16 protein-coding genes are annotated in these 20,349 nt (G+C 63.1%); 11 read left to right on the top strand and 5 right to left on the bottom strand.

The genetic code is table 11. The features are described from left to right. Window positions 1-87: 87 nt before the first annotated feature. From OKW37_RS36705 to OKW37_RS36695, 3 genes are all read right to left on the bottom strand, one after another. Window positions 88-3,393 carry an adenylate/guanylate cyclase domain-containing protein gene (locus OKW37_RS36705; RefSeq protein WP_429402365.1) on the bottom strand — a complete coding sequence of 1,102 codons (3,306 nt, stop codon included), beginning with the start codon at window positions 3,391-3,393 and terminating at the stop codon, window positions 88-90. Window positions 3,394-3,696: 303 nt separating this feature from the next. Beyond that, window positions 3,697-4,644 carry a pseudouridine-5'-phosphate glycosidase gene (locus tag OKW37_RS36700; protein ID WP_429402536.1) on the bottom strand — a complete coding sequence of 316 codons (948 nt, stop codon included), beginning with the start codon at window positions 4,642-4,644 and terminating at the stop codon, window positions 3,697-3,699. Window positions 4,645-4,706: 62 nt separating this feature from the next. Further along, window positions 4,707-5,369 carry a dihydrofolate reductase family protein gene (locus OKW37_RS36695; protein WP_184055663.1) on the bottom strand — a complete coding sequence of 221 codons (663 nt, stop codon included), beginning with the start codon at window positions 5,367-5,369 and terminating at the stop codon, window positions 4,707-4,709. A gap of 264 nt (window positions 5,370-5,633) precedes the next feature. On the opposite strand from OKW37_RS36695, the gene OKW37_RS36690 reads away from it, so the two are divergent. From OKW37_RS36690 to OKW37_RS36655, 8 genes are all read left to right on the top strand, one after another. Further along, window positions 5,634-6,143, top strand: coding sequence for a DUF1269 domain-containing protein (locus OKW37_RS36690; protein WP_429360496.1), 510 nt, complete (start codon window positions 5,634-5,636; stop codon window positions 6,141-6,143). Window positions 6,144-6,290: 147 nt separating this feature from the next. After that, entirely contained in the window at window positions 6,291-7,418 is a 1,128-nt protein-coding gene (locus tag OKW37_RS36685; protein WP_429402366.1) for an aminotransferase class V-fold PLP-dependent enzyme, read from the top strand. A gap of 149 nt (window positions 7,419-7,567) precedes the next feature. Further along, entirely contained in the window at window positions 7,568-7,930 is a 363-nt protein-coding gene (locus OKW37_RS36680; RefSeq protein ID WP_429402367.1) for a hypothetical protein, read from the top strand. After that, on the top strand, window positions 7,931-8,191 hold the full coding sequence (locus OKW37_RS36675; protein ID WP_187613074.1) for a hypothetical protein: 261 nt from the start codon (window positions 7,931-7,933) through the stop codon (window positions 8,189-8,191). 691 nt (window positions 8,192-8,882) lie between these two features. Then, window positions 8,883-9,221 carry a P-II family nitrogen regulator gene (locus OKW37_RS36670; protein WP_026226100.1) on the top strand — a complete coding sequence of 113 codons (339 nt, stop codon included), beginning with the start codon at window positions 8,883-8,885 and terminating at the stop codon, window positions 9,219-9,221. Between the two features lie 28 nt (window positions 9,222-9,249). Then, a complete protein-coding gene (locus OKW37_RS36665) occupies window positions 9,250-10,644 on the top strand; it encodes an ammonium transporter (RefSeq protein WP_429402368.1) in 1,395 nt (464 codons plus the stop codon). 51 nt (window positions 10,645-10,695) lie between these two features. Continuing rightward, window positions 10,696-11,067 (top strand): hypothetical protein, encoded by a 372-nt coding sequence (locus OKW37_RS36660; protein WP_260321070.1) that lies wholly within the window; start codon window positions 10,696-10,698, stop codon window positions 11,065-11,067. A 135-nt stretch (window positions 11,068-11,202) separates the two neighbouring features. Beyond that, window positions 11,203-12,369 (top strand): porin, encoded by a 1,167-nt coding sequence (locus OKW37_RS36655; protein ID WP_184058858.1) that lies wholly within the window; start codon window positions 11,203-11,205, stop codon window positions 12,367-12,369. A 217-nt stretch (window positions 12,370-12,586) separates the two neighbouring features. On the opposite strand, the gene OKW37_RS36650 is transcribed toward OKW37_RS36655, so the two are convergent. Together OKW37_RS36650 and OKW37_RS36645 are read right to left on the bottom strand one after the other, a co-directional pair. Continuing rightward, the gene (locus tag OKW37_RS36650; RefSeq protein ID WP_429402369.1) at window positions 12,587-14,380 is read right to left on the bottom strand and encodes a hypothetical protein; all 1,794 of its coding nucleotides are present in this window, start codon (window positions 14,378-14,380) and stop codon (window positions 12,587-12,589) included. A gap of 327 nt (window positions 14,381-14,707) precedes the next feature. Next, complete coding sequence (locus tag OKW37_RS36645) at window positions 14,708-16,648, bottom strand: sigma-54-dependent Fis family transcriptional regulator (RefSeq protein ID WP_187611871.1); 1,941 nt, start codon at window positions 16,646-16,648, stop codon at window positions 14,708-14,710. A gap of 438 nt (window positions 16,649-17,086) precedes the next feature. Between OKW37_RS36645 and OKW37_RS36640 the strand changes: the two genes are divergently transcribed. The 3 genes from OKW37_RS36640 (at window position 17,087) to OKW37_RS36630 (ending at window position 20,349) form a co-directional block, all read left to right on the top strand. Further along, entirely contained in the window at window positions 17,087-18,142 is a 1,056-nt protein-coding gene (locus OKW37_RS36640) for an ATP-NAD kinase family protein (RefSeq protein WP_429510092.1), read from the top strand. Window positions 18,143-18,224: 82 nt separating this feature from the next. Continuing rightward, the gene (locus OKW37_RS36635; RefSeq protein WP_184058848.1) at window positions 18,225-19,208 is read left to right on the top strand and encodes a thiamine pyrophosphate-dependent dehydrogenase E1 component subunit alpha; all 984 of its coding nucleotides are present in this window, start codon (window positions 18,225-18,227) and stop codon (window positions 19,206-19,208) included. Between the two features lie 136 nt (window positions 19,209-19,344). Further along, the gene (locus OKW37_RS36630; protein WP_184058847.1) at window positions 19,345-20,349 is read left to right on the top strand and encodes an alpha-ketoacid dehydrogenase subunit beta; all 1,005 of its coding nucleotides are present in this window, start codon (window positions 19,345-19,347) and stop codon (window positions 20,347-20,349) included.

Below are 20,349 nucleotides of genomic sequence, written 5' to 3'. Positions count from 1 at the left end.
ACACAACTGCCGTGTCATATCGCTTTACCTTGGATTGCAAGATACGGTGATGGTTGGACGGCGTCAACCGGAGTGAGCGCGGCGACCCTATCCTCCTCTATCGGCCTCGCCCGCAAGCGCGGCCTCGATCGCCTGGAGCGCATAAAGGAAACCCAGGCTGCTGCCCTCCTGCCGTAGCCGCTGGAGTTCCTTTAGCGACGCCGGATCGCGATTGCCGGTTCCATACGAGACAAGCGCCCGAGCGCGCGCCACGAAAAATCCGGAAAAGGGCGATGGCTCGCGGCGTGCGTAGTCTTCAAGGGCCGCAGCATGGTGCGCGGCCGCATCCCAGCGTTTGCGGTCGATGCATGCATCTATCGCATCACGTCGAAACAGAAAGTGGTTGTGGCTCACCGCTCCGGCCGCGAGCAAAGCTTCGCCCTCCGCGAGCGCCTGTGCGAAGACAACGGGGTCGTCCGTCGTGCGCGCGAGCACGCCGAGATAAGCGGGGCCCAGGTAGTTCATGCCGGTCTCCCGGCTGATCGACAGCGCCGCTTCGATATCGGCGCGCGCTTCGCGCGGACGGCCGGCGACCCGATGCAATTCCGCGCGAAACGCGAGCGCTTCACCTTCGAAGCGCCTTGATTTCAGCTCGCGCGCGCACTGTAGCGCAGGAGCGACGTGCTCCCACGCGCGATCCCACTCCGCGCGATCGTGCAGGCAGTGCCAGGCAGCGTGATGGGCGACGGCGAGTGCGCGGGGATGCCCCACCTTCTGCGCTGCGGCGACGCTGGCAAGCGCGGCGTCGAGTGCGCGCGCGGCTTCGCCGGTAAACCACGTCGTGATCGCCCGCATCGGAAGGTTGGCCACCTCGATCCGTCCGAAGCCATGGCATTGGCAGAGTTCGATGCAGCGGCTGAAGGCCGCGTGGGCGCTGATCATCCGGCCGCGCATGTACTCGCCATCGCCAAGGCCGCCGAGTGCGGCCGCCTCCTGTTCGGGATCACACGCGTCGCGCGCGAGGGCAAGGCTGCGCCCGTGCTCACGCACGCAGCCGTCGATATCGCCGCGTGGAAAACACAGATTGCCGCGCAGGAAGTGAATGCGCGCCTCTTCGCGCAACAGGCCTTGGGAAGCTTCAGCGGCGGAGTCGAGGTCGGCCCATGCACCGTCGAGATCGTCGATGATCCGTTTCACCGTGGCCCGCCCGATCCATGCGCGGCAACGCTCCGCGTCCGTCGTCGCATATTCGAGGGCGATTTCGAATGCATGAAGTGCCGACTTCATGTCGCCGAGGTCATGCAGGACGTTGCCATGTAGACACTCGAGCGCGGCGCGGTCGTTACGTTGATCCGCGAGATCGAGCCCTCGTGCGACAAGCCGGAGCGCGGCTTCATGGCGGTGTCCCGACGCCTGCGAGCGCGCTGCTTCGCAATAGGCGAGCGCTGCCCCGGGTTCTCCCGCGCGATCGAGATGTTCGGCTCGCAGGACGAGGTCGCGCTCGCCGTACCACTGTGCGGCGCGACGATGCAAATCGCGGCGCCGGCTTTTCAGCAGCCCGTCATAAATGGCGTCGCGAATCAGTGCGTGATGGAAGATGAATCCGGTGCCTTGACGTCGTAACAGCAGACCGATCACAAGCGGTTCCAGCGCAACGCCGGCATCCGCATCGGCGCCGGCGCCATCGACGAGAAAATCGACTGCCTCCTTCTCGAACAACTGGCCGAGCACCGAGGCAGCCTGCAGCACTGTCTTATCGGCGGGATCAAGCCGATCGAGCCGCGCCTGTACGAGGCTTCGCACCGACCCCGGCACGCCGGTCCCTTCGCCGTCCTGCGCATCGTTCAGCAACTGCTCGAGAAACAGCGGGTTGCCCGCCGCCCGTTCGATGCAGCGTCCCGCCAGACCTGCCTGCGTCCCGGGAAACGATCTGGCCATCGCATGCGCGTCGCCGGCGCTCAGCGGACCCAGATCGATCAGCGAATACGGTCCGCCGGTCGCCACGCGCCACGGCTCTTCACTCGAATCGCCGTGCGTCCGCACTGTCAGCACGAGTACGGCCGGACATCCCGCCATCGTTGCCGATAGTCCGGCGAGGTCGCGAAGCGTCGATTCGTCCGACCAGTGAATATCCTCGACGACCAGTACCCGAGGTTGCTGGCGGCTCGCGCGTTGGACGAGCCGGGTCAGGGCGTTGCGTCGGCCGCGAACGCGCATTTCATTGTCCATGGCGTCGTAGACCGCCCGGTCCTCGAACCCCATCGGTAAATCGACCAGATCTTCGAGAAAGAGTGCGTCGCCAGCGTCGATCAAACCGCTGGCGAGCGCGTGCTCGACGCCAGTGGCCCTCGCAGCTCCGTCAGTTGAGCCGTCGGCTGCCAACAGGCCGCGCACGAGAGACTGGATTGCGCCACGTCCGGTTGACGCACCGAAGTCGAGCACGAGGCCAGTATGAGAAAGGAATCCTGACTCCCGCGCCTCGCGTTCGAATTCCTCGACCAGGCGTGTTTTGCCGATCCCGGCCTCACCGCGCAGCAGAACGGTGCGTCCGCCTCCGGTGTCGCGGCAGGAATGGAGCACGGATCGAAACTGCCGCATCTCATGATGCCGGCCGACGAACGGCCGGCCCGGGCGTGAGCGCCGAAGGCCGGCAATACACCACGCCGTGACCGCTTGCGCGAAGCCTTTGACCGACAGCGCGCCGCGTTCGACACAGTCCAGGCGGTCAGCCAGCGGGCGTCGCACGCTTTCCGAGATCAGGATCGTCCCCGGCTCTGCCGCATCGGTGAGACGCGAGGCGAGGTTGACCGTGTCGCCGGTGACGGTGTATTCCCTGTGAGTCGCGCTACCGGTGCCGCTTGCGACGACTTCGCCGCCGGCTATGCCGATATGCACGCAGACCGGGCGGCCGAGCGCACGCGACAGGTCGGGCATCCCGTCCCTGATCGCGAGTGCCGCCCGCACGGCGCGTTCGACATCATTGCCATGCGAGACCGGCGCGCCGAATACTGCCATGACGCAGTCGCCGACGTGCTTGTCGACGTGCCCGCCATGCTGCTCGATGGTGCGGTCAACCTGCTCGAAGTAGCGATCGAGCACGGCGAGTACTTCCTCCGCGTCGACTTCACGGCTCATCCGCGTGAAGCCACACAGATCGGCGAACAGGACGGCGACCTGCCGTCGTTCGCCTTTCGCCTCGCCAGGGCTCGCGGCGCTATGCCGGGGCCCGGTTCGCGCCCGCAATTCAGTCAAGGCATCGAGCAGTTTGCGGCGATGACCGACCGACGCAATACCCAGTTCTTTCAGATCGTCCGCGGTGAGATCGCGAAGCACGTCGGCGTCGATGGCGTTCTCGCGAAACACCGGTTCATACCGCTCCATTCCGAGGCTGTGCAGCCACACGGCGACGTCCACGCGCCCTCCTGAGAGGAAGGTGTCGAATCCGTCAAAGATAGCACGGGGCTGGCTTCGTGGAGCCCTGCGCCCCGGGCGGCGGCCGACGCATCGCTGCCACCCATCGGCGCGGTTGTCGACCGGTGGAAAGCAGCGGAGAAGGTGCGTCTCGCGCATTGCCGATTGGACGCCTGGGACTTCCGCGAGGCAGATATCGACGAGCCAGCGCCTCATATAGCGGCCGGGCGAACAGCTTCGGCACTGGCTCGAAATCAGCGCGGTGGTCGTCAAGGAAATCACCAGCCGCGCGAAACAGCAGTGAGGCTACACCGCGCCTGTGCTGGGCTTTGAGCGTGCCAACGCTAGCGCCAGCCTTGCGCCGACCTCGGCGTTGTGTTTCACGAGCGCGATGTTTGTCGCCAGGCTGCGCCCGCCTGTCAACGCCTTGATGCGCGCCAGCAGGAAGGGGGTGACGGCCTTGCCGGTGATTCCTTGTGCAGCGGCCTCGTCGAGCGCCTGCTGGGTCAGCGCGTCGATCTCTTCGAACGACATCGCTGCGGCTTCCGGCACCGGAGTGCTCAACACCACACCGCCGTCGAGGCCCAGGTCCCACTTGGTGCGAATGAACCGTGCCTGTTCCTCCGCATCGTCCAGCCTGAAGTCCGCGCGAAAGCCGCTGTCACGCGTGTAGAACGCCGCAAAATTGTCCTGTTCGCAACTGAGCACCGGCACGCCGTGGGTTTCCAGGTATTCCAATGTGAGCCCGATGTCCAGGATGGACTTCGCACCGGCACAGATCACCGCCACCGAGGTCTTCGCCAGTTCTTGCAGGTCGGCCGAGATGTCAAAGGTTTCATGCGCGCCTCGGTGTACGCCGCCAATGCCTCCGGTGACGAAGACCTCGATGCCGGCCAACGCCGCACATATCATCGTGCCAGCCACGGTCGTGGCGCCCAGCCCGCCGCCGGCCAGCACGGCCGGCAGGTCGCGGCGGCTGACCTTATGTACGCGGTCCGATCGGCCGATCGTTTCCAGTTCGTCATCCGAAAGGCCGATATGGATTCGCTTATCGATCAGCGCAATAGTCGCCGGCTCGGCACCCGCGTCACGGATCAAGGCTTCCACTTCGCGCGCAGTGCGAACGTTCTCCGGGTAGGGCATGCCGTGGGCGATGATGGTCGATTCCAGCGCCACGAGCGGGCGACCGGAGGCCTGCGCAGCGGCTGCAGGCACGCTCCAGGTCAACCAGGAGCGTGCAAGGTCAGCAACCATGTCGATCCTTTCGGTGGTGTGATTCACTGAAGTATGCGGTACAAGAGGCCTTCAGCGAGTGCTTAGGCGTCCGTGTGCCCTTGGCGTCTTAGGACGACATGCGTGGCCTTCTCCGACGCTACGAATTCAACGCATTCGTATCCCAGAGCCCGCAAGTCGACCCCTTCGAACAGCGATTCTCCCCGGCCGAGCAGGACCGGCGCGACGGCAATGTGCAGATCATCGATGAGGCCCTCGCGAAGATACTGCTGAATTGTGTCCGGCCCACCGCCAATCCGCACGTCCATTCCGGCAGCGGCCTCGCGTGCACGGTCGAGCGCCTCGCGAATGCCTCCTGTTATGAAGTGGAACGTCGTGCCGCCTGCCATCTCGATGGGGGGACGAGCGTGATGGGTCAAGATGAAGACTGGAACGTGATACGGTGGATTGTCTCCCCACCAGCCTTTCCAGTTTGTGTCCGGCCAGTCCCCACGAATGGGTCCGAACATGTTGCGCCCAAGAATCCAGGCCCCGACATTCTGAAAGCCACGGGCGGCGAAATCATCGTCAACCCCGGTCGTACCGCCGTCCTTGCCGAACAAGGCTTGCTGGAACGTGTGTGTTGGGACTAGCCACTGATGCAGTTCCGTCCCGCCAACGCCGAGCGGATTGTTGATGTCTTGATTCGGGCCTGCACCGTATCCGTCGAGCGAAATGGTGAAGCCCGCAACGCGAACGCGTGTCATCGTTTGCCTCCGTTTAGACGCCTAACGTAATGTGGACCGCAAACCTGCATGGTTTGCCGGAACTACGCGAAATAGTCTGTCAGCAGATTTTTGCTCAACCCTATGTCTCCAGGAGAAGTTTTCCGAATTTGTAAGCTGGCATACAGCGGCGACCAGCCATCCAAACACGGCACGCACCTGCCCAGAGCCAACTTTTGCCTGCCGCAGGCGTACGATGAACGGCATAGTCCCGTTTGAGGACGGCTTGATTGATGGAGGGTCGAGATGAGACGTCTTTATTTCCTCGCATCTGACACGTCGACGGCGAAGGCGATCGTAGACGACCTGCTGCGGACGCGGATCACATGGCGACATCTCCATGTTCTCGCGAATCACAGCGTCGCACTCGAACAGTTACCCGAGGCAACTTTGCTGCAGAGCAGCGACGTCGTGCACTCGCTCGAACGAGGCGTGGCGCTCGGCGGTGCGACCGGAGCGCTTGTCGGCCTCGTGGCGCTGGCGTTTCCTCCCGCGGAGCTCGCAATTGCGGGCGGAGCCGTCGTCGCATTGACGTTGGCGGGTGCCGGCTTCGGGGCCTGGACGGCCGCGATGATCGGCGTCGCCGAACCGAATGCACGACTCGAGCGCTTTCGAAACGCCATCCGTGACGGCCAGCTCCTGATCATGGCCGACGTGCCCGGATCGCGCGAACAGGAGATCGAGCAGATGGTCGCGCAGCATTTTCCGAAGGCCGATATCGAGGGCGCGGAGCCCACGACACCGATCTTCCCCTGAGAAGCAGTCGGGACGAGGCGAGCGGCGCCACCTTTGGGGGCGACTGCGATCGAAGAAGGGCAGGGGCGTCTCGGCCGCTGCCGTTGCAGGCGGCTTTCGTTAGAATCTGTTTTCGATTCTTTTACTCGTCAATTACCGGAGGCGAACGTGCCAGGTCTACTTCCCGATGTCGACCGCGATGGACTCCTCGAATATTCGGTCGTCTACACCGACCGATCAATCAATCACATGTCGCAGCTCTTTCAAGGAGTCGTACGCGATATTTCCGGCGCCCTGAAAAAAGTCTACAACGCGAAGTCGGCCGTTATCGTCCCGGGCAGCGGGACTTTCGGCATGGAAGCCGTCGCCCGGCAGTTCGCGACGAACAGGAAGTGTCTGGTCATCCGCAATGGCTGGTTCAGTTTCCGCTGGTCGCAGATTTTCGACATGGGCGACATTCCGTCTGAATCGGTGGTGTTGAAGGCCCGTCCGGTCGAACGAGGTAGGCAGGCCGCATATGCACCGGCTCCGGTCGAAGAAGTCGTCGCTGCGATCAAGGAAAACGAGCCGGATCTGGTCTTTGCGCCGCATGTCGAAACCGCATCCGGGATGATGCTGCCTGATGCCTACTTGCGCGCGGTGTCCGACGCGGTGCATGCCGTCGGCGGCATGTTTGTACTGGATTGCATCGCCTCCGGTACGATCTGGGTGGACATGCAGGCCAGCGGCATCGATGTCCTGATCAGCGCACCGCAAAAAGGATGGAGCGCATCACCCTGCTGCGCAATGGTCATGCTCAGCCCTCTCGCCCGCGAAAGAATCGACGCAACGACCAGCACCAGTTTCGCTTGTGATCTGGGGAAATGGCTGCAGATCATGGAAGCCTACGAGAACGGCGGGTTCGCCTATCACGCCACGATGCCCACGGACAGTCTCGCGACGCTGCGCGACGTCATGAAGGAAACCGAGGCATATGGCTTCGAGAAAGTCAGAGCCGAGCAGCTTGAACTCGGCAAGCGCATTCGCTCGCTCATGAGTGACAAAGGTTTCAAAAGCGTGGCGGCTGAAGGTTTTCAGGCTCCTGGCGTCGTGGTCTGCTATACGGACGATGACGGCATACGATCCGGCAAGAAGTTCGCCGATGCCGGCTTGCAGATCGCGGCCGGTGTTCCCCTTCAATGCGACGAGCCAGAAGACTTCAAAACCTTCCGCGTCGGATTATTTGGGCTGGATAAACTGCATGACGTCGAAGGTGTGGTCGCCAGGCTCGCCAAGGCGTTGGACAGTATTCTTTAGAGCGTTTTTCCAAAGCACGTGCGCGTGGCTCGCTTTCGCGACCGACCGCCGCACGGCGCCGCGGATGGTGCGACTGGCTGCGCACTATCCGGTTGCAAGTGGCTGTGCGACAGGTCTCCCGCGCGATACAGAAACCGTTCCAAAGAAGAATGATGGGCTGCGTGCAGGCGATACGGCAGCAGCGGGAAAAGGCTTCCCGCTCAGCCGCCATGCGCGCGCAGAAACCGGCCAATGCGGACATGCTAAGGTCGCTCTACCGCGACACCCCACGCGTGCCGCAGAACTTCGACAATGCGCAGCCGTTCAAGTACACACCGGACGCGATAAGCGACGATGTGCAGAGCATCGCGGCGCGCGGAGTGAGCGAAGCGCACGAGGCAGAATGCCACGCGCAGTACGAACGAGACATGGACGAATGCACTGCCTATCGGATGGCAATGGGTGGGCAGAGATTCATGGATGTGTGCTCGCAGAGAGCATTTCAGAACCATCAACGATGCAGAAGATATTGAATGGCAACTCACCCCCAAAAGCGATGTGTCGTGGTCATGTGGTCGGAGGAAAAGCAGGCACTGGTCTCCTATACGCTTGAGGTTGAAAAGGTGCTGGCGGTTACCACGCGACAGTTTCCTTTAGAACTGCCGGTGGCCGACTACAACAATACGCTGGACGATGAGTTCGCGCGTCGGTTCGGCGGGGCGACGCTCAATCTTCTCGCTCTCTCAAATCCTGAACTCAGGCCGTTCATCAAGATTACCTCGGCTAACGACTGACTTGCTGAATGGAAGCCCTCGACGGGATCATCGGGGGTGACGAATGCCTCGGGAAGTCAACCGAATGTTAGGTTCACTGAACAGTAGCCGACCCGATCCCGTGGACCGCTCGCGCCGCCTCGACGGCAATTTTCAAGTCGAAGCGGGTACCGCTTCGAAAATAGGCCGGTGTATAGCGTGTTCGGGGCTTTGCGAATGCTACGGAGTCACGGGATCGTGACAACAAACGCAAATCCTGTTTCCCTCCGGGTCGCGGAAGTACGCCCCGTACTTTGCACGTTATTACGGCGGAGTTGCGCTCGACCTCTTGAACGCTCCGCGAGCGTCGGGCGTGCGAGTGGAAACCTGGAAGCTTCGATTAATGAATATGTAATGACAAGCGGCAGAACCGTGCACGCATGCCCCCGATTGGACGGACGACAGGAAAACGCGCTCGCACATGGTGCCTGGGTACATTCCATCTGTACACCGCATTCCGCCAAGAAGCCTTCTGACAGTGCTGCCGCCCAATCCCGCTCCCTTCCTCATAACATCCATCTGACCGCTGAAGGACCCGAAGTTCGGCTCCTCCGATAACTCCCCGCTCCAGTACCCGCAGTGCAAATGGCATGACAGTTGCTTTGAACGTCTCCGCGCTGAGCCACGGTCATTCGCGGCCAACATCGGGATCGACGGTCAACGGAGAGGCAAATTGAAACTAATCAGTGCGGTCATCAAGCCATTCAAGCTTGATGAGGCTCGAGAAGCCTTGTCATCGCTTGGCGTCTCTGGAATCACGGTTACGGAGGTGAAGGGTTTTGGGCGTCAGAAAGGGCACACCGAACTGTATCGGGGCGCGGAGTACGTCGTCGATTTCCTGCCGAAAGTGAAGATCGAGGTCGCCGTCCCGGACGACATCGTCGATCAGGCTATCGAGGCGATCGAGCGTGCGGCGCGTACCGGAAAGATTGGTGACGGGAAGATCTTCGTGACGCCGATCGAACAGGTGATTCGGATCCGCACCGGCGAGACCGGCGCCGACGCCCTATAAAAAAACACTGGGATAAGAGGAAAGAAAGATGCGCAAACTGTTGATGACGTTGTTGATGGCCGGCTCATTGCTCGCCGGCGGGCTGGGCTCCGCATTCGCGCAAGACGCCTCGGCGCCCGCGGCCGCCTCCGTGCCGGTCGCGCAAGCGTCCGCGGCTCCAGCGGCACCGGCCGCCCCGACCGCACCGTTCTCGGTCGATTCATCGAAGATCAACTCCGGCGACACCGCGTGGATGCTGACCTCCACCGCGCTGGTGCTGTTCATGACTATCCCGGGTCTCGCGCTGTTCTACGGCGGCATGGTCCGCAAGAAGAACGTGCTTGCGACGCTGATGCAAAGCTTCGCGATCACCTGTGTCGTGACGATCGTCTGGACCGTGGTGGGCTACAGCCTCGCGTTCACGCCTGGCAGCTCGTTCATCGGCGGCTTCTCGCGCGTGTTCATGACGGGCATGAACTACATCAAGGGCGACAAGGCCACGACGCTGACCGTCAGCCACCTCGCGCCGACGATCCCCGAGACGGTCTACTTCGTCTACCAGATGACCTTCGCGATCATCACGCCGGCGCTGATCACCGGTGCGTTCGCGGACCGCATGAAGTTCTCGGCGATGCTGGTGTTCATGACGCTGTGGTCGATCATCGTCTACTCGCCGATCGCGCACATGGTGTGGGAGCCGAGCGGCTGGCTGGCTAGCGCGGGCATCCTCGACTTCGCGGGCGGCACGGTGGTGCACATCAACGCCGGTATCGCGGGCCTGGTCTGCTGTCTGGTGCTCGGCAAGCGCGTCGGCTATGGCAAGGAAGCGATGGCGCCGCACAACCTGACGCTCACGCTGATCGGTGGCGCGATGCTGTGGGTCGGCTGGTTCGGCTTCAACGCGGGTTCGGCCGTGGCAGCGGACGGCCGTGCCGGCTTCGCGATGTTCGCGACGCAGGTGGCGACCGCCGCGGCGGCGCTCGCGTGGATGTTCGCCGAATGGGCAGCCAAGGGCAAGCCGTCGGTGCTCGGTATCGTGTCGGGCGCGGTCGCGGGTCTGGTGGCGATTACGCCGGCGTCGGGCTTCGTCGGCACGCTCGGCGCGCTCGTGATCGGTATCGTCGCGGGTGTGGTCTGCTTCTGGGCGGCCACGTGGCTCAAGCACAAGCTCGGTTACGACGATTCGCTCGACGCGTTCGGCGTGCACTGCGTGGGCGGGATCGTCGGTGCGCTGCTGACCGGCGTGTTCGCGGTCAAGGACATCGGCGGCGCGGACGGTGACGTGATGCTGCAACTCAAGGGTGTCGCGACGACGCTGATCTACAGCGGGGTGGTCTCGTTTGTTCTGCTCAAGGCAATCGACGCAGTGATGGGGTTGCGTGTCGCCGAGGAAGAAGAGCGCGAAGGACTGGACCTGGTGCTGCATGGCGAGGCGGTCGAATAACGGTTGCGCCGCGGATGGAGCGGGTACGACGGTCACTTTCCGTTCGCGGGGGTGGCCGCCGGTACTGCCGAAGCTCGCCCGGACGAGCGAGGAGGTCGTGCCGGGTTCGAGCAACCGGATTTCCGCCAGCCGATGAAAAAGAATAATCAGCAGCATGTCGTCGTACTGGTTGTTCTCATATCGCAAATCGCCTTTTTGGCAATGTTCGCATTCGCCGAACCTGTCGTCAGGCATAACAGATGGCTCGCCGCAGGATTCGGATTCGACTTTTTATTCGGGCTGATTCTGTCGGTCGGCTTTGTCGGGATGTGGCGCACGCGCGCCGTCGATTCAGATTTTCTCGGATTTCTTCTGGCCAATCCGGTTGATCTGGCGATCGTGATTGCGACCGCCGGTCAGCTAGTGGCCATTCTGCTTGTTTGATGCGCTTGGAAAGCACATTTCGATTTAGAAGCAGATCGGCGCGAGCTGACCATCCCAGGTGGAATGTCCCGGGATGGAACTCCAATTAAGAAAAAGCTGTTCTATTTTTCTGTAATCGCAAATGGGGCATAAGACATGAAAAAAACCTTGCTGGCAATTGGGGTCCTCGGCGCATTTTCGGTTTCCGCGTATGCGCAAAACAGCGTGACCCTGTACGGTCTTATCGACACGGGACTCATCTATACCAACAACCAGGCCGGTCATAGCAATTGGCAAATGGCGACCAGCTCCACGCAGAATACGGTGTTTGGCCTCAAGGGTACCGAAGATCTGGGAGGTGGTGTTCGTACGATCTTCAAACTCGAGCAGGGCTTCAATCTAAACAACGGTAGCCAGGCCTTTCCGGGTGACGCCTTCGGTTCTCAGGCCTGGGTCGGGTTGCAAAGCGACAATCTCGGCACCGTGACGTTGGGCCGCCAGTTCGATGTGCTGAACGACCAGCTCGGACCGATCACCGCGGGGAGCAACACGTGGGGTGGCAACCTCGCCGCACACCCGTTCGAGAACGACAACCTGGCGGCTGATTCGGTGGTCGTCAACAACTCGGTCAAGTATGTGAGCCCGACCTATGCCGGCGTGACGTTCGAAGGCATGTATTCGTTCAGCAACAAGGCGGGAGGATTCGCTGACAATCGCGCGTACGGCTTTAGCGTAGGTTATGCGCAGGGCCCGGTGAATCTTGCTGGCGGGTACCTGCAGTTCAATAACGCAGGCGGTGGCGTATCGGCCACGAATCCGAATGGGGCAATCGCGCAGGGCGACGGCAGCGCGAACTTCATCGCGGAGCGCCAGCGTATCTGGGGCGCCGGCGGCAATTACACGTTCGGCCCCGCAACTGTCGGATTCGTGTGGAGCCATACTCAGATCGACAACATGGCGGGCGTCATCTCGCTGGGCCTCGGCAGCTATCTACCGCTTGGCGGTAATCTGCGATTGGACAATTACGAGGTGAACGCACACTACTCGGTGACGTCTGCGTGGAGCGTATCCGGTGCCTATACGTTCACTGACGGTGCTTACAACCAGGGGGCCACGAAGGCCTCTCCAAAATGGAATTCGGTCATGCTGCAGACCGACTATTCGTTGAGCAAGCGTACCGACGTGTACCTGGAAGGGGTCTATCAGCATGTTCATGGCGCGCCGGCGGACTCCGTGCTCGCAGATGCGATGATCAATACCCTCTCGCCATCGTCGACGGGCACGCAGGTCGCGGTCACCGTGGGCCTGCGACACCAGTTCTGATCTTCTGATTGCACGAATCGTGCGCTGTAGCGATGCGGCTGTGGGCGTAATGTGGTGCACGGACACAGCCGCGTTGCAACAGAGGTCGCCTGACTCGCAACTCGTCGCCCCGGGCTAGGAGACCTATCGCGGTCTCGGCCGGGACGGGTTATCCGTCAACGTCTCGCGCCGGTCGGATCGACCGTAGGCAGCGCGCGGACTCAGCGAGTGCGGACGCTCAGCTATCGGGATGGCTCGCGACAAAACTCGCGAACGCATTGTACGGAAGCCCAAGCGCCGTGCCGTTGATCACCAGACCGTAAGTTGCGTCCCCGCTATCGAGCTCGTAATACATCGCCGATTGAATGTTCTTCGTCTTTCTCGCCTGATAGTAAGTGAGCAGGCGCGACGTGATGTAGTTGGCCCGGTACGCCTCGGTCTTCTCCGGTCCTGTGTTCCATTCCGAGATCACGAAGGGGACGCCATATCGGGCCTTGCAATAGGTGGGCAAATCGAAGCCCGGGCCGGACCCGTCGGAGCCGATATCGAAGATGTCGCCGTACACCTCGTAGTTGTGCCACGTAGTCAAGTCCCACCTGACGGTCGGATGGCCGCTCGTGCCATCGGGCTGCTTGCCATCCCACAGAGCGTCGGATGCGCCGGTGTCCGCGACGCAAAAGTTGACGCCGCATTTAGCATCCGCCTGCACCGACTTGACCCCGTCGATCATGCCGCGCATCACGCCGCGCATCAGCGGCCAGTTCGCATTGTTGAAGTCGACGACGCTCGTTCCTGCGTTGGTGGAGTCGAGAATGATTCCGTTCGCGCGCGTCAGTTCGTTGCCGCATTCATACAGGGTCACGCCGTAGGGTTGCAACGCCGTCGCGACAGTTACCGCGCAATTGAAGCCGCGTGTGTAGGCGGTCGATTCGCTCGTGAACAGGTTGCCGTTACCGTCGTAGATGCCGGCATCGATCAGCACGAAAAGGGTAAAGCCCGCTGGCTGGAATGCTTGTGCCAACGCCACGACCGCGGCGAGTTGCGGTGCGTAGTCGGTACAGCTGAGCCGGTACGTCGAGCAGCCCAGGGCTTGCATGATCGACACGAGTTGCGATGTGGAATACAAATAATCGTAATGCCCGTTGATACCGTGAAACGAGCCGGCCGGCGCCGCGGTCGCGATGCGCGGATCGTTGCACGGCAACCATTCATCCGCATCGGCGCACACGTAGAACTGACCGCCGGTCGATTGTGCCCAGAACTTGCCGCCGTACCACAGCAGAAGCGCAGCATTCGACATCGTGCCGACGGCACTCCGATTGCGGTACACGACACCGTTCACGACGGTCCATATCGTGCCGACCTTGTCGATCAGATACGACGCGGGCGGGATCATGGTGCCGTCGGCGGAGGTGCCGCCCAAACGTGGGTCATTGCACGACTGCCATCCCGAACCATTCCATCCGTAAAATTGGCCGCCGGTTCCCTCGTGATAGATCGTACCCCCGTACCAGAGTATCAACGAGACGTTGTAGGTGTTGCCCGCCGCGACACCGTTCCTGTAGACAGATCCGCCGACCAGGGTCCACGACGCGTTCTGGCTGTCGATAATCACCGTCGCCGGGGGGATGGTGGTGTTCTGTGGCGAAGCGTTCGATGTGTTGCCGGGTGACCCCGAGTTCGGATCCGATGGAGCGCCAGAACTGTCGCCCGAGGTCGAGCCGGACGTACCGGTGGAGGCCGTTCCAGTCGAGGCGGTCGGCGACGAGCCGTTCGCCACCGTCGTCGTGCCGCCAGTCGAAGTCGTAGTACCGGAACTGGTCGTGCCCGTCGAGGTCGCGATACCGGAGGTTGCCGTGCCCGTAGAGGGTGCCGCCGTCGTGCTCGACGGGTTCGTGGAATTGCCCGTGGAAGAGCCGCCGGCATCCGCAGTACCGCTATCACCACCACCACCACCACCGCCGCACGCGCTCAATACGACGCTTCCGCCGAGCGCAGTGAGACAACCAAGAAATTGACGTCGCGCAATCATGACAATAGCGCGAGCTGCCGCGAGGGCGGCCCGCAAGGAATCCGGAGAGAAGTTGGGGAGTCCTTCGGGTCGCGAGTGCGTCGCGTGAGCCGTTCAGGACATTCGATGCGCGGTCGTGGGTGGTCTCGCGTTGCGACCGATCACTGAGTCCGGCAAGTCATGCCTGTCTGTCGGCACAAACTGCGCATGGGAGCAGGGTTGTGCCGAAATAAAATCTTTTCGCTCGCGATGGACGAACCGCGAAAAGATTTCACTCTGCGGGTGAGGGCGTGGGAATCGGACGCTGTCTGCACAGCGGCAGACTCAGACGGGCGATCGCAATGCCGCTTATGTGCGATGCGGCCCGACGATGCCCAGCCGCGCGATGCGCCGGTACAGCGTCGCGCGCGATATGCCTAATGCCAGCGCGGCGGCGTTAGGCCGCCACTGGCAACGCGTGAGTGCCGCGACGATCCGTGCCCGCTCGTCGTCGGCGCTGGCCGGCGACGTTGAGTTCGCCGCGAGCGCCGGCGTGACGGCGGGCGCGAGTTGCGCCGCGAAGTCCGGCGATACGTGCCGCAACTCGACGCGAGCCGAATCGCAGACCGCGCACGCATATCGCAGCACGTTGCGCAGTTGCCGGATGTTGCCGGGCCACGAAAAAGCGGCAAGACGCCCGGCGAATTGCGGATCGAGCATCAGCACATGCGTGGCCGCCTGGGCTTCCTCGTTGAACACCGTATCGATCACATCGCGGATATCGGTGCGCTCGCGCAGCGGCGGTATGCGCAGCGTTGCGCCGCTCAGGCGATAGTAGAGATCTTCGCGGAACGATCCAGCTTCGACCATCTGCATCGGATCGCGGTGCGTCGCGCAGATCACGTCGATATCGACGCGCACCGGCGTATCGCCGCCAAGCGGCACCACTTCGCCCTCGGCGAGTACACGCAGCAGGCGTGTTTGCAGGCCGAGCGGCATGTCGCCGATTTCGTCGAGAAACAGCGTGCCGCCATGCGCGAGGGCGATCTTGCCGCGCGCGCCGCGACTGCGCGCGCCGGTGAACGCGCCAGGCGCATAACCGAACAGCTCGCTCTCGATCAGCGGCTCCGGAATCGCGCCGCAATTCACGGCGACGAACGGCCGCGTGCGCCGCGAACCCGAGTCGTGCACCGCGCGCGCGAACACCTCCTTGCCGACACCGGTTTCGCCGAGCAGCAGAACCGGGAGCCGCTTGCCGGCGATCCGCAATGCGACTTGCGCGTTGCGCGCGATCCGTTCGTCCGAGCTGTGCAAAAAGCGGCTCATCGCGCCGATGCTGCTGTCCGCATGCGGATCGGCCGGCCGTGTCGCGAGGAGCGGGCGAGCCGCGCGTCTCATCGGCGCGCGAATGCGGGCATACAGCATCGCGCCGGTCGCGCGCAGCCGCAGCGCCACGATCATGTCGGTGCGCGCGACGTCGTGCAGACGGACCTCGGACGTGTCGAATATCTCGTCGATGTGACGCGGCCCGTCGAGCCCCGCGATGCTCTCGTGCGCCTTGCGGTTCGCGGCGGCGATGTTGCCGCATTCGTCGAATGCGATCAGTGCTTCGGGCTGTGCTTCGACGAAATGGCGGCTTTGATGGCCGAAGAGGATCCAGTGCTGCGCGGTCTGATTCAGAAAGTAACCATCCTCGATCAAACTCGCGCTTTGCCGCACCAGCTGAAAAACCAGCCCTTGGCTGTCGCGGTTGTCGGGAGATCGAATCGCCGATGCATCGAGCACGCCGATCAATTCGCCGGTCGGCGCGAAGATCGGCGAAGCGCTGCACGTGAGCGTCGTGAACGCGGCCCGGAAGTGATCGGTCTTGTGCACGGTGATCGGCGCGAGATCGGTGAGTACGTTCGCGATGCCGCAGGTGCCTTCTTCGCGCTCGGACCAGCACGAGCCGATATACAGCCCCGCATGCTTGAAATCGTTGCGCCGGTCGCGGTCGATCCGATAGTCGATCGTGACGCCGTGCGCGTCGGACAGCATCACGCAATAGTCGGCGACACGAATCATTTCGTGCAGCCGCGTCAGGCACTGGCCCGAGGCGCGCAGAAAGGCTTCCTCCTTGCCCTGGACTTCGCGCAGTTCGGCGGACGTCAGCACGCGCGGGCCGATCACCGAACTGGGGTCGAGCCGGTACTGCTCGTACGAACGCTGCCACGACGACACGAGGCGCGACGAATTGGCAGGGGCCGGCAAGCGTCCTTCGATGGCCCCGCGTACGCGATCGACGTGCTGCGTTTGAGAAACATAGGGCATGGCCGGCTCCAGGCGAGCGACACCGAGTAGGGCGCGTCCCTGTCTTGTAGCACATCCACACTGAGCGATCACATTGCGGCGCAGCACGTCAGGGGCGTGAGACGAACGTCTCAGCGATGAGCGAGACGCTGGTCGCATCGAGCAAACCCTTGTCTGGCGCGGTACCGCGCAAGCGTCGCGACGTGCTGTGAGCCGCGCACCACGTCGCGGGACGGGCCCGTGAGACACAGTGAACTGCGCGGCGCAGGTCCGATGAAAGCGGCCGCGAACGTTCGACCTCCGCGTCCACCCCGTGAATACGGCGCTTTCGGCGCGTGCGCACGACGCACAAGCAACTGGCCCGACCTTTGCAGTATCGCTGGCAGACAAGCAAACGCGAAAGCAAGCGCGCTTCATCACAGCAAGTCGCTTCGCTACTCGCGCACAGGAGACAAGCCAGTGTCATCACCCATCACCGTCGGCGTGATCGCGAACCCGGCATCGGGCCGTGATATTCGACGCCTCACCACGCACGCTTCGGTGTTTCCGACCGCCGAGAAGGCGAACATGGTCGTGCGCCTGCTCGCGGGCCTCGGCATGCTCGGCGTCGCTCGCGTGCTGACCTTGCGCGACCGGACCGGTGTCGCTGCACTGGTACTGCGTGCGCTTGAAACGCACGCGGCCGTGGCCGAGCCGCAGCCTTGGCCGACCGTCGAATTTCTCGAACTGCCGATCACGGACAGCGCGGCCGACACCCATGCGGGTGTCGCGCGGATGGTCGGGTTGGGTGTCGATCTGATCGCGGTGCTCGGCGGCGACGGCACGCATCGCGCGGTTGCCGCGCATTGCGGCGAGGTGCCGCTGCTGACGCTGTCGACGGGTACCAACAACGCGTTTCCGGAACTGCGCGAAGCGACGGTGGCGGGCCTCGCGGGCGCGCTCGCCGCTTCGGGGCTCGTGCCGCCCGAGGTCGCGCTGACGCGCAACAAGCGTCTCGTGGTCCGTTGCGTCGCGGGCCCGAACAAGGGGCGCGAGGAAATCGCGCTGGTCGATGTGTGCGTGAGCCGGCAGCGTTTCGTCGGTGCGCGAGCCGTCTGCGAGCCGGCTGATATCGAAGCGCTGTTTCTGACCTTCGCGGCGCCGGATGGTATCGGCCTGTCGTCGATCGGCGGGGCGTGGGCGCCGGTCGAGCGCGGCGCGCCGTACGGGCTGCATCTGACGTTCGCGCGCGCGGGCGAATCCGGCATGCCGATCTTCGCGCCGCTCGCGCCGGGCCGTGTCGATCGGGTGACGATGCGCACCTGCGAGCGCTTCGAAGCGGGCTGCTGGACGCCGCTGCATACCGAACAAGGGACGCTCGCCTTCGACGGCGAGCGCGAGATCGAGCTCGAACGCGACGACCGCTACGAGATCGCGCTCGACTGGGCGGGACCGCTCACCGTCGATGTCGGCCGCACGCTGCGCTATTGCGCGTCGCGGCAGTTGATGCGCGAAGCGGCGGCGCGTCGGAGGTAATCAACTCAGGAGGAAGCGAACGCCTGAAGCAAAGCTGGCTGAAGTAGCAGTGACCATCGAGATCATTCCCTGGAGACACACCATGTCTGTATCGACGCAGTTGAGCAAGGAAAAGCTGCTGGAAGCGTACCGGATGATGCGCACGATCCGCGAGTTCGAGGAGCGCCTGCACGTCGAATTCGCCACCGGCGAGATACCCGGCTTCGTGCATCTGTATGCCGGCGAGGAAGCGTCGGCGGTCGGCACGATGATGCATCTGAACGACGCGGACTATGTCGCCACCACGCACCGTGGTCATGGCCACTGCATCGCGAAGGGCGTCGACGTGCCCGGCATGATGGCCGAAATCTACGGCCGCAGCACCGGCGTGTGCCGCGGCAAGGGCGGCTCGATGCATATCGCCGATCTGTCGAAAGGGATGCTCGGCGCCAACGGGATCGTCGGCGCGGGCGGTCCGCTCGTGTGCGGCGCCGCACTCGCCGCGAAGCTCAGGAAGACCGGCGGCGTCGGCGTGTGCTTCTTCGGCGACGGTGCGTCGAACCAGGGTGTGATCTTCGAATCGATGAATCTCGCTTCCGTCTGGCGCCTGCCGGCGATCTTCGTCGCGGAGAACAACGGCTATGCGGAGGCGACCTCGTCGACGTGGTCGGTCGCGGCCGACAACATCGCCGACCGCGCGAGCGGCTTTGGCATGCCCGGCGTGATCGTCGACGGCTTCGATTTCTTCGCGGTGCACGAGGCGCTCGGCGCCGCGATCGAGCGGGCGCGCGGCGGCGGTGGCCCGACGCTCGTCGAAGTGAAGCTGTCGCGCTATTTCGGTCACTTCGAGGGCGATGCGCAAACGTATCGCGCGCCCGGCGAAGTGCAGAAGCTGCGCGACGAAAAGGACTGCCTGAAGCGTTTCGAGGAGCGCGTGGTGCGCGCCGAAATGCTCAGCACCGACGAACTGCGCGGCATCGATGCCACGGTGAAGCAGTTGATCGACGGCGCGGTGACCGAAGCGAAGGCCGCGCCTCTGCCGACGGCCGCCGACCTGCTGACCGACGTCTACGTGTCCTATCCGTAACCCGCGGCGCGAAACCATTCAATCTTCAGCTTTACATGGGATCGGAATAAGTGCGTTGCATGGGACCAGAGTAAGCGCTAAAGCGCCAACTCTGTTCGACAGCTAAAGCGCTAACTCCGATCGACAGGAGACAGTCATGGCAAGGAAGATCACGTTTTCTCAGGCGATCAACGAAGCGCTGAGCCAGGAGATGGCGCGCGACGAAACCGTCATCGTGATGGGCGAGGACAACGCGGGGGGCGCTGGGTCCCCAGGCGAACAGGATGCGTGGGGCGGTGTGCTCGGCGTGACGAAAGGACTCTTTCACAAGTATCCGGGGCGCGTGCTCGACACGCCGTTGTCCGAAGGCGGCTTCATCGGCGCCGCGGTCGGCGCGGCCGCATGCGGCATGCGGCCCGTCGCCGAGCTGATGTTCATCGATTTCATGGGCGTGTGCTTCGACCAGATCTTCAATCAGGCCGCGAAGTTTCGCTATATGTTCGGCGGCAAGGCGCTGACGCCAGTCGTGATTCGCACGATGCAGGGCGCTGGCCTGCGCGCGGCCGCGCAGCACTCGCAGATGCTGACGTCGATGTTCACCCATATCCCCGGCCTGAAAGTGGTGTGCCCGTCGACGCCGTACGACGCGAAGGGCCTGTTGATCCAGGCGATTCGCGACAACGACCCGGTCATCTTCTGCGAGCACAAGCTGCTGTATGGCCGCGAGGGCGACGTGCCGGAAGAGTCGTATGCGATTCCGTTCGGCGAAGCGAACGTGGTGCGCGAAGGCGACGACGCGACCATCGTGACCTATGGCCGGATGGTTCACCACGCGACGGATGCCGCCGAAAAGCTCGCGAAAGAGGGCATCCAGGTCGAGGTGATCGATTTGCGCACGACCTCCCCGCTCGACGAGGAAACGATCCTGGAAAGCGCCGAGCGCACCGGGCGCGTCGTCGTGGTCGACGAGGCGAATCCGCGCTGCTCGATTGCGACCGATATCGCCGCGCTGGTCGCGCAGCGCGCGTTCCATTCGCTGAAGGCGCCGATCGAACTCGTGACCGCGCCGCATACGCCCGCGCCTTTCGCAGGCGTGCTCGAAGATCTGTATATCCCGTCCGCGGAGAACATCGCCGTGGCCGTGCGGAAAGTGAGGAGCTGA

Origin of the sequence: Paraburkholderia sp. MM5482-R2 (assembly GCF_050436125.1) — a bacterium.
GTDB lineage: Bacteria > Pseudomonadota > Gammaproteobacteria > Burkholderiales > Burkholderiaceae > Paraburkholderia > Paraburkholderia tuberum.
This window is presented reverse-complemented; position numbering and strand designations above follow the sequence as displayed.

Bases quoted from the DNA above. Each gene is read 5' to 3' on its own strand.
- OKW37_RS36700 (WP_429402536.1), bottom strand. From the start codon at position 4,644: ATGGTTGCTGACCTTGCACGCTCCTGGTTGACCTGGAGCGTGCCTGCA.
- OKW37_RS36695 (WP_184055663.1), bottom strand. From the start codon at position 5,369: ATGACACGCGTTCGCGTTGCGGGCTTCACCATTTCGCTCGACGGATAC.
- OKW37_RS36690 (WP_429360496.1), top strand. From the start codon at position 5,634: ATGAGACGTCTTTATTTCCTCGCATCTGACACGTCGACGGCGAAGGCG.
- OKW37_RS36680 (WP_429402367.1), top strand. From the start codon at position 7,568: ATGATGGGCTGCGTGCAGGCGATACGGCAGCAGCGGGAAAAGGCTTCC.
- OKW37_RS36675 (WP_187613074.1), top strand. From the start codon at position 7,931: ATGGCAACTCACCCCCAAAAGCGATGTGTCGTGGTCATGTGGTCGGAG.
- OKW37_RS36665 (WP_429402368.1), top strand. From the start codon at position 9,250: ATGCGCAAACTGTTGATGACGTTGTTGATGGCCGGCTCATTGCTCGCC.
- OKW37_RS36655 (WP_184058858.1), top strand. From the start codon at position 11,203: ATGAAAAAAACCTTGCTGGCAATTGGGGTCCTCGGCGCATTTTCGGTT.
- OKW37_RS36650 (WP_429402369.1), bottom strand. From the start codon at position 14,380: ATGATTGCGCGACGTCAATTTCTTGGTTGTCTCACTGCGCTCGGCGGA.
- OKW37_RS36645 (WP_187611871.1), bottom strand. From the start codon at position 16,648: ATGCCCTATGTTTCTCAAACGCAGCACGTCGATCGCGTACGCGGGGCC.
- OKW37_RS36635 (WP_184058848.1), top strand. From the start codon at position 18,225: ATGTCTGTATCGACGCAGTTGAGCAAGGAAAAGCTGCTGGAAGCGTAC.
- OKW37_RS36630 (WP_184058847.1), top strand. From the start codon at position 19,345: ATGGCAAGGAAGATCACGTTTTCTCAGGCGATCAACGAAGCGCTGAGC.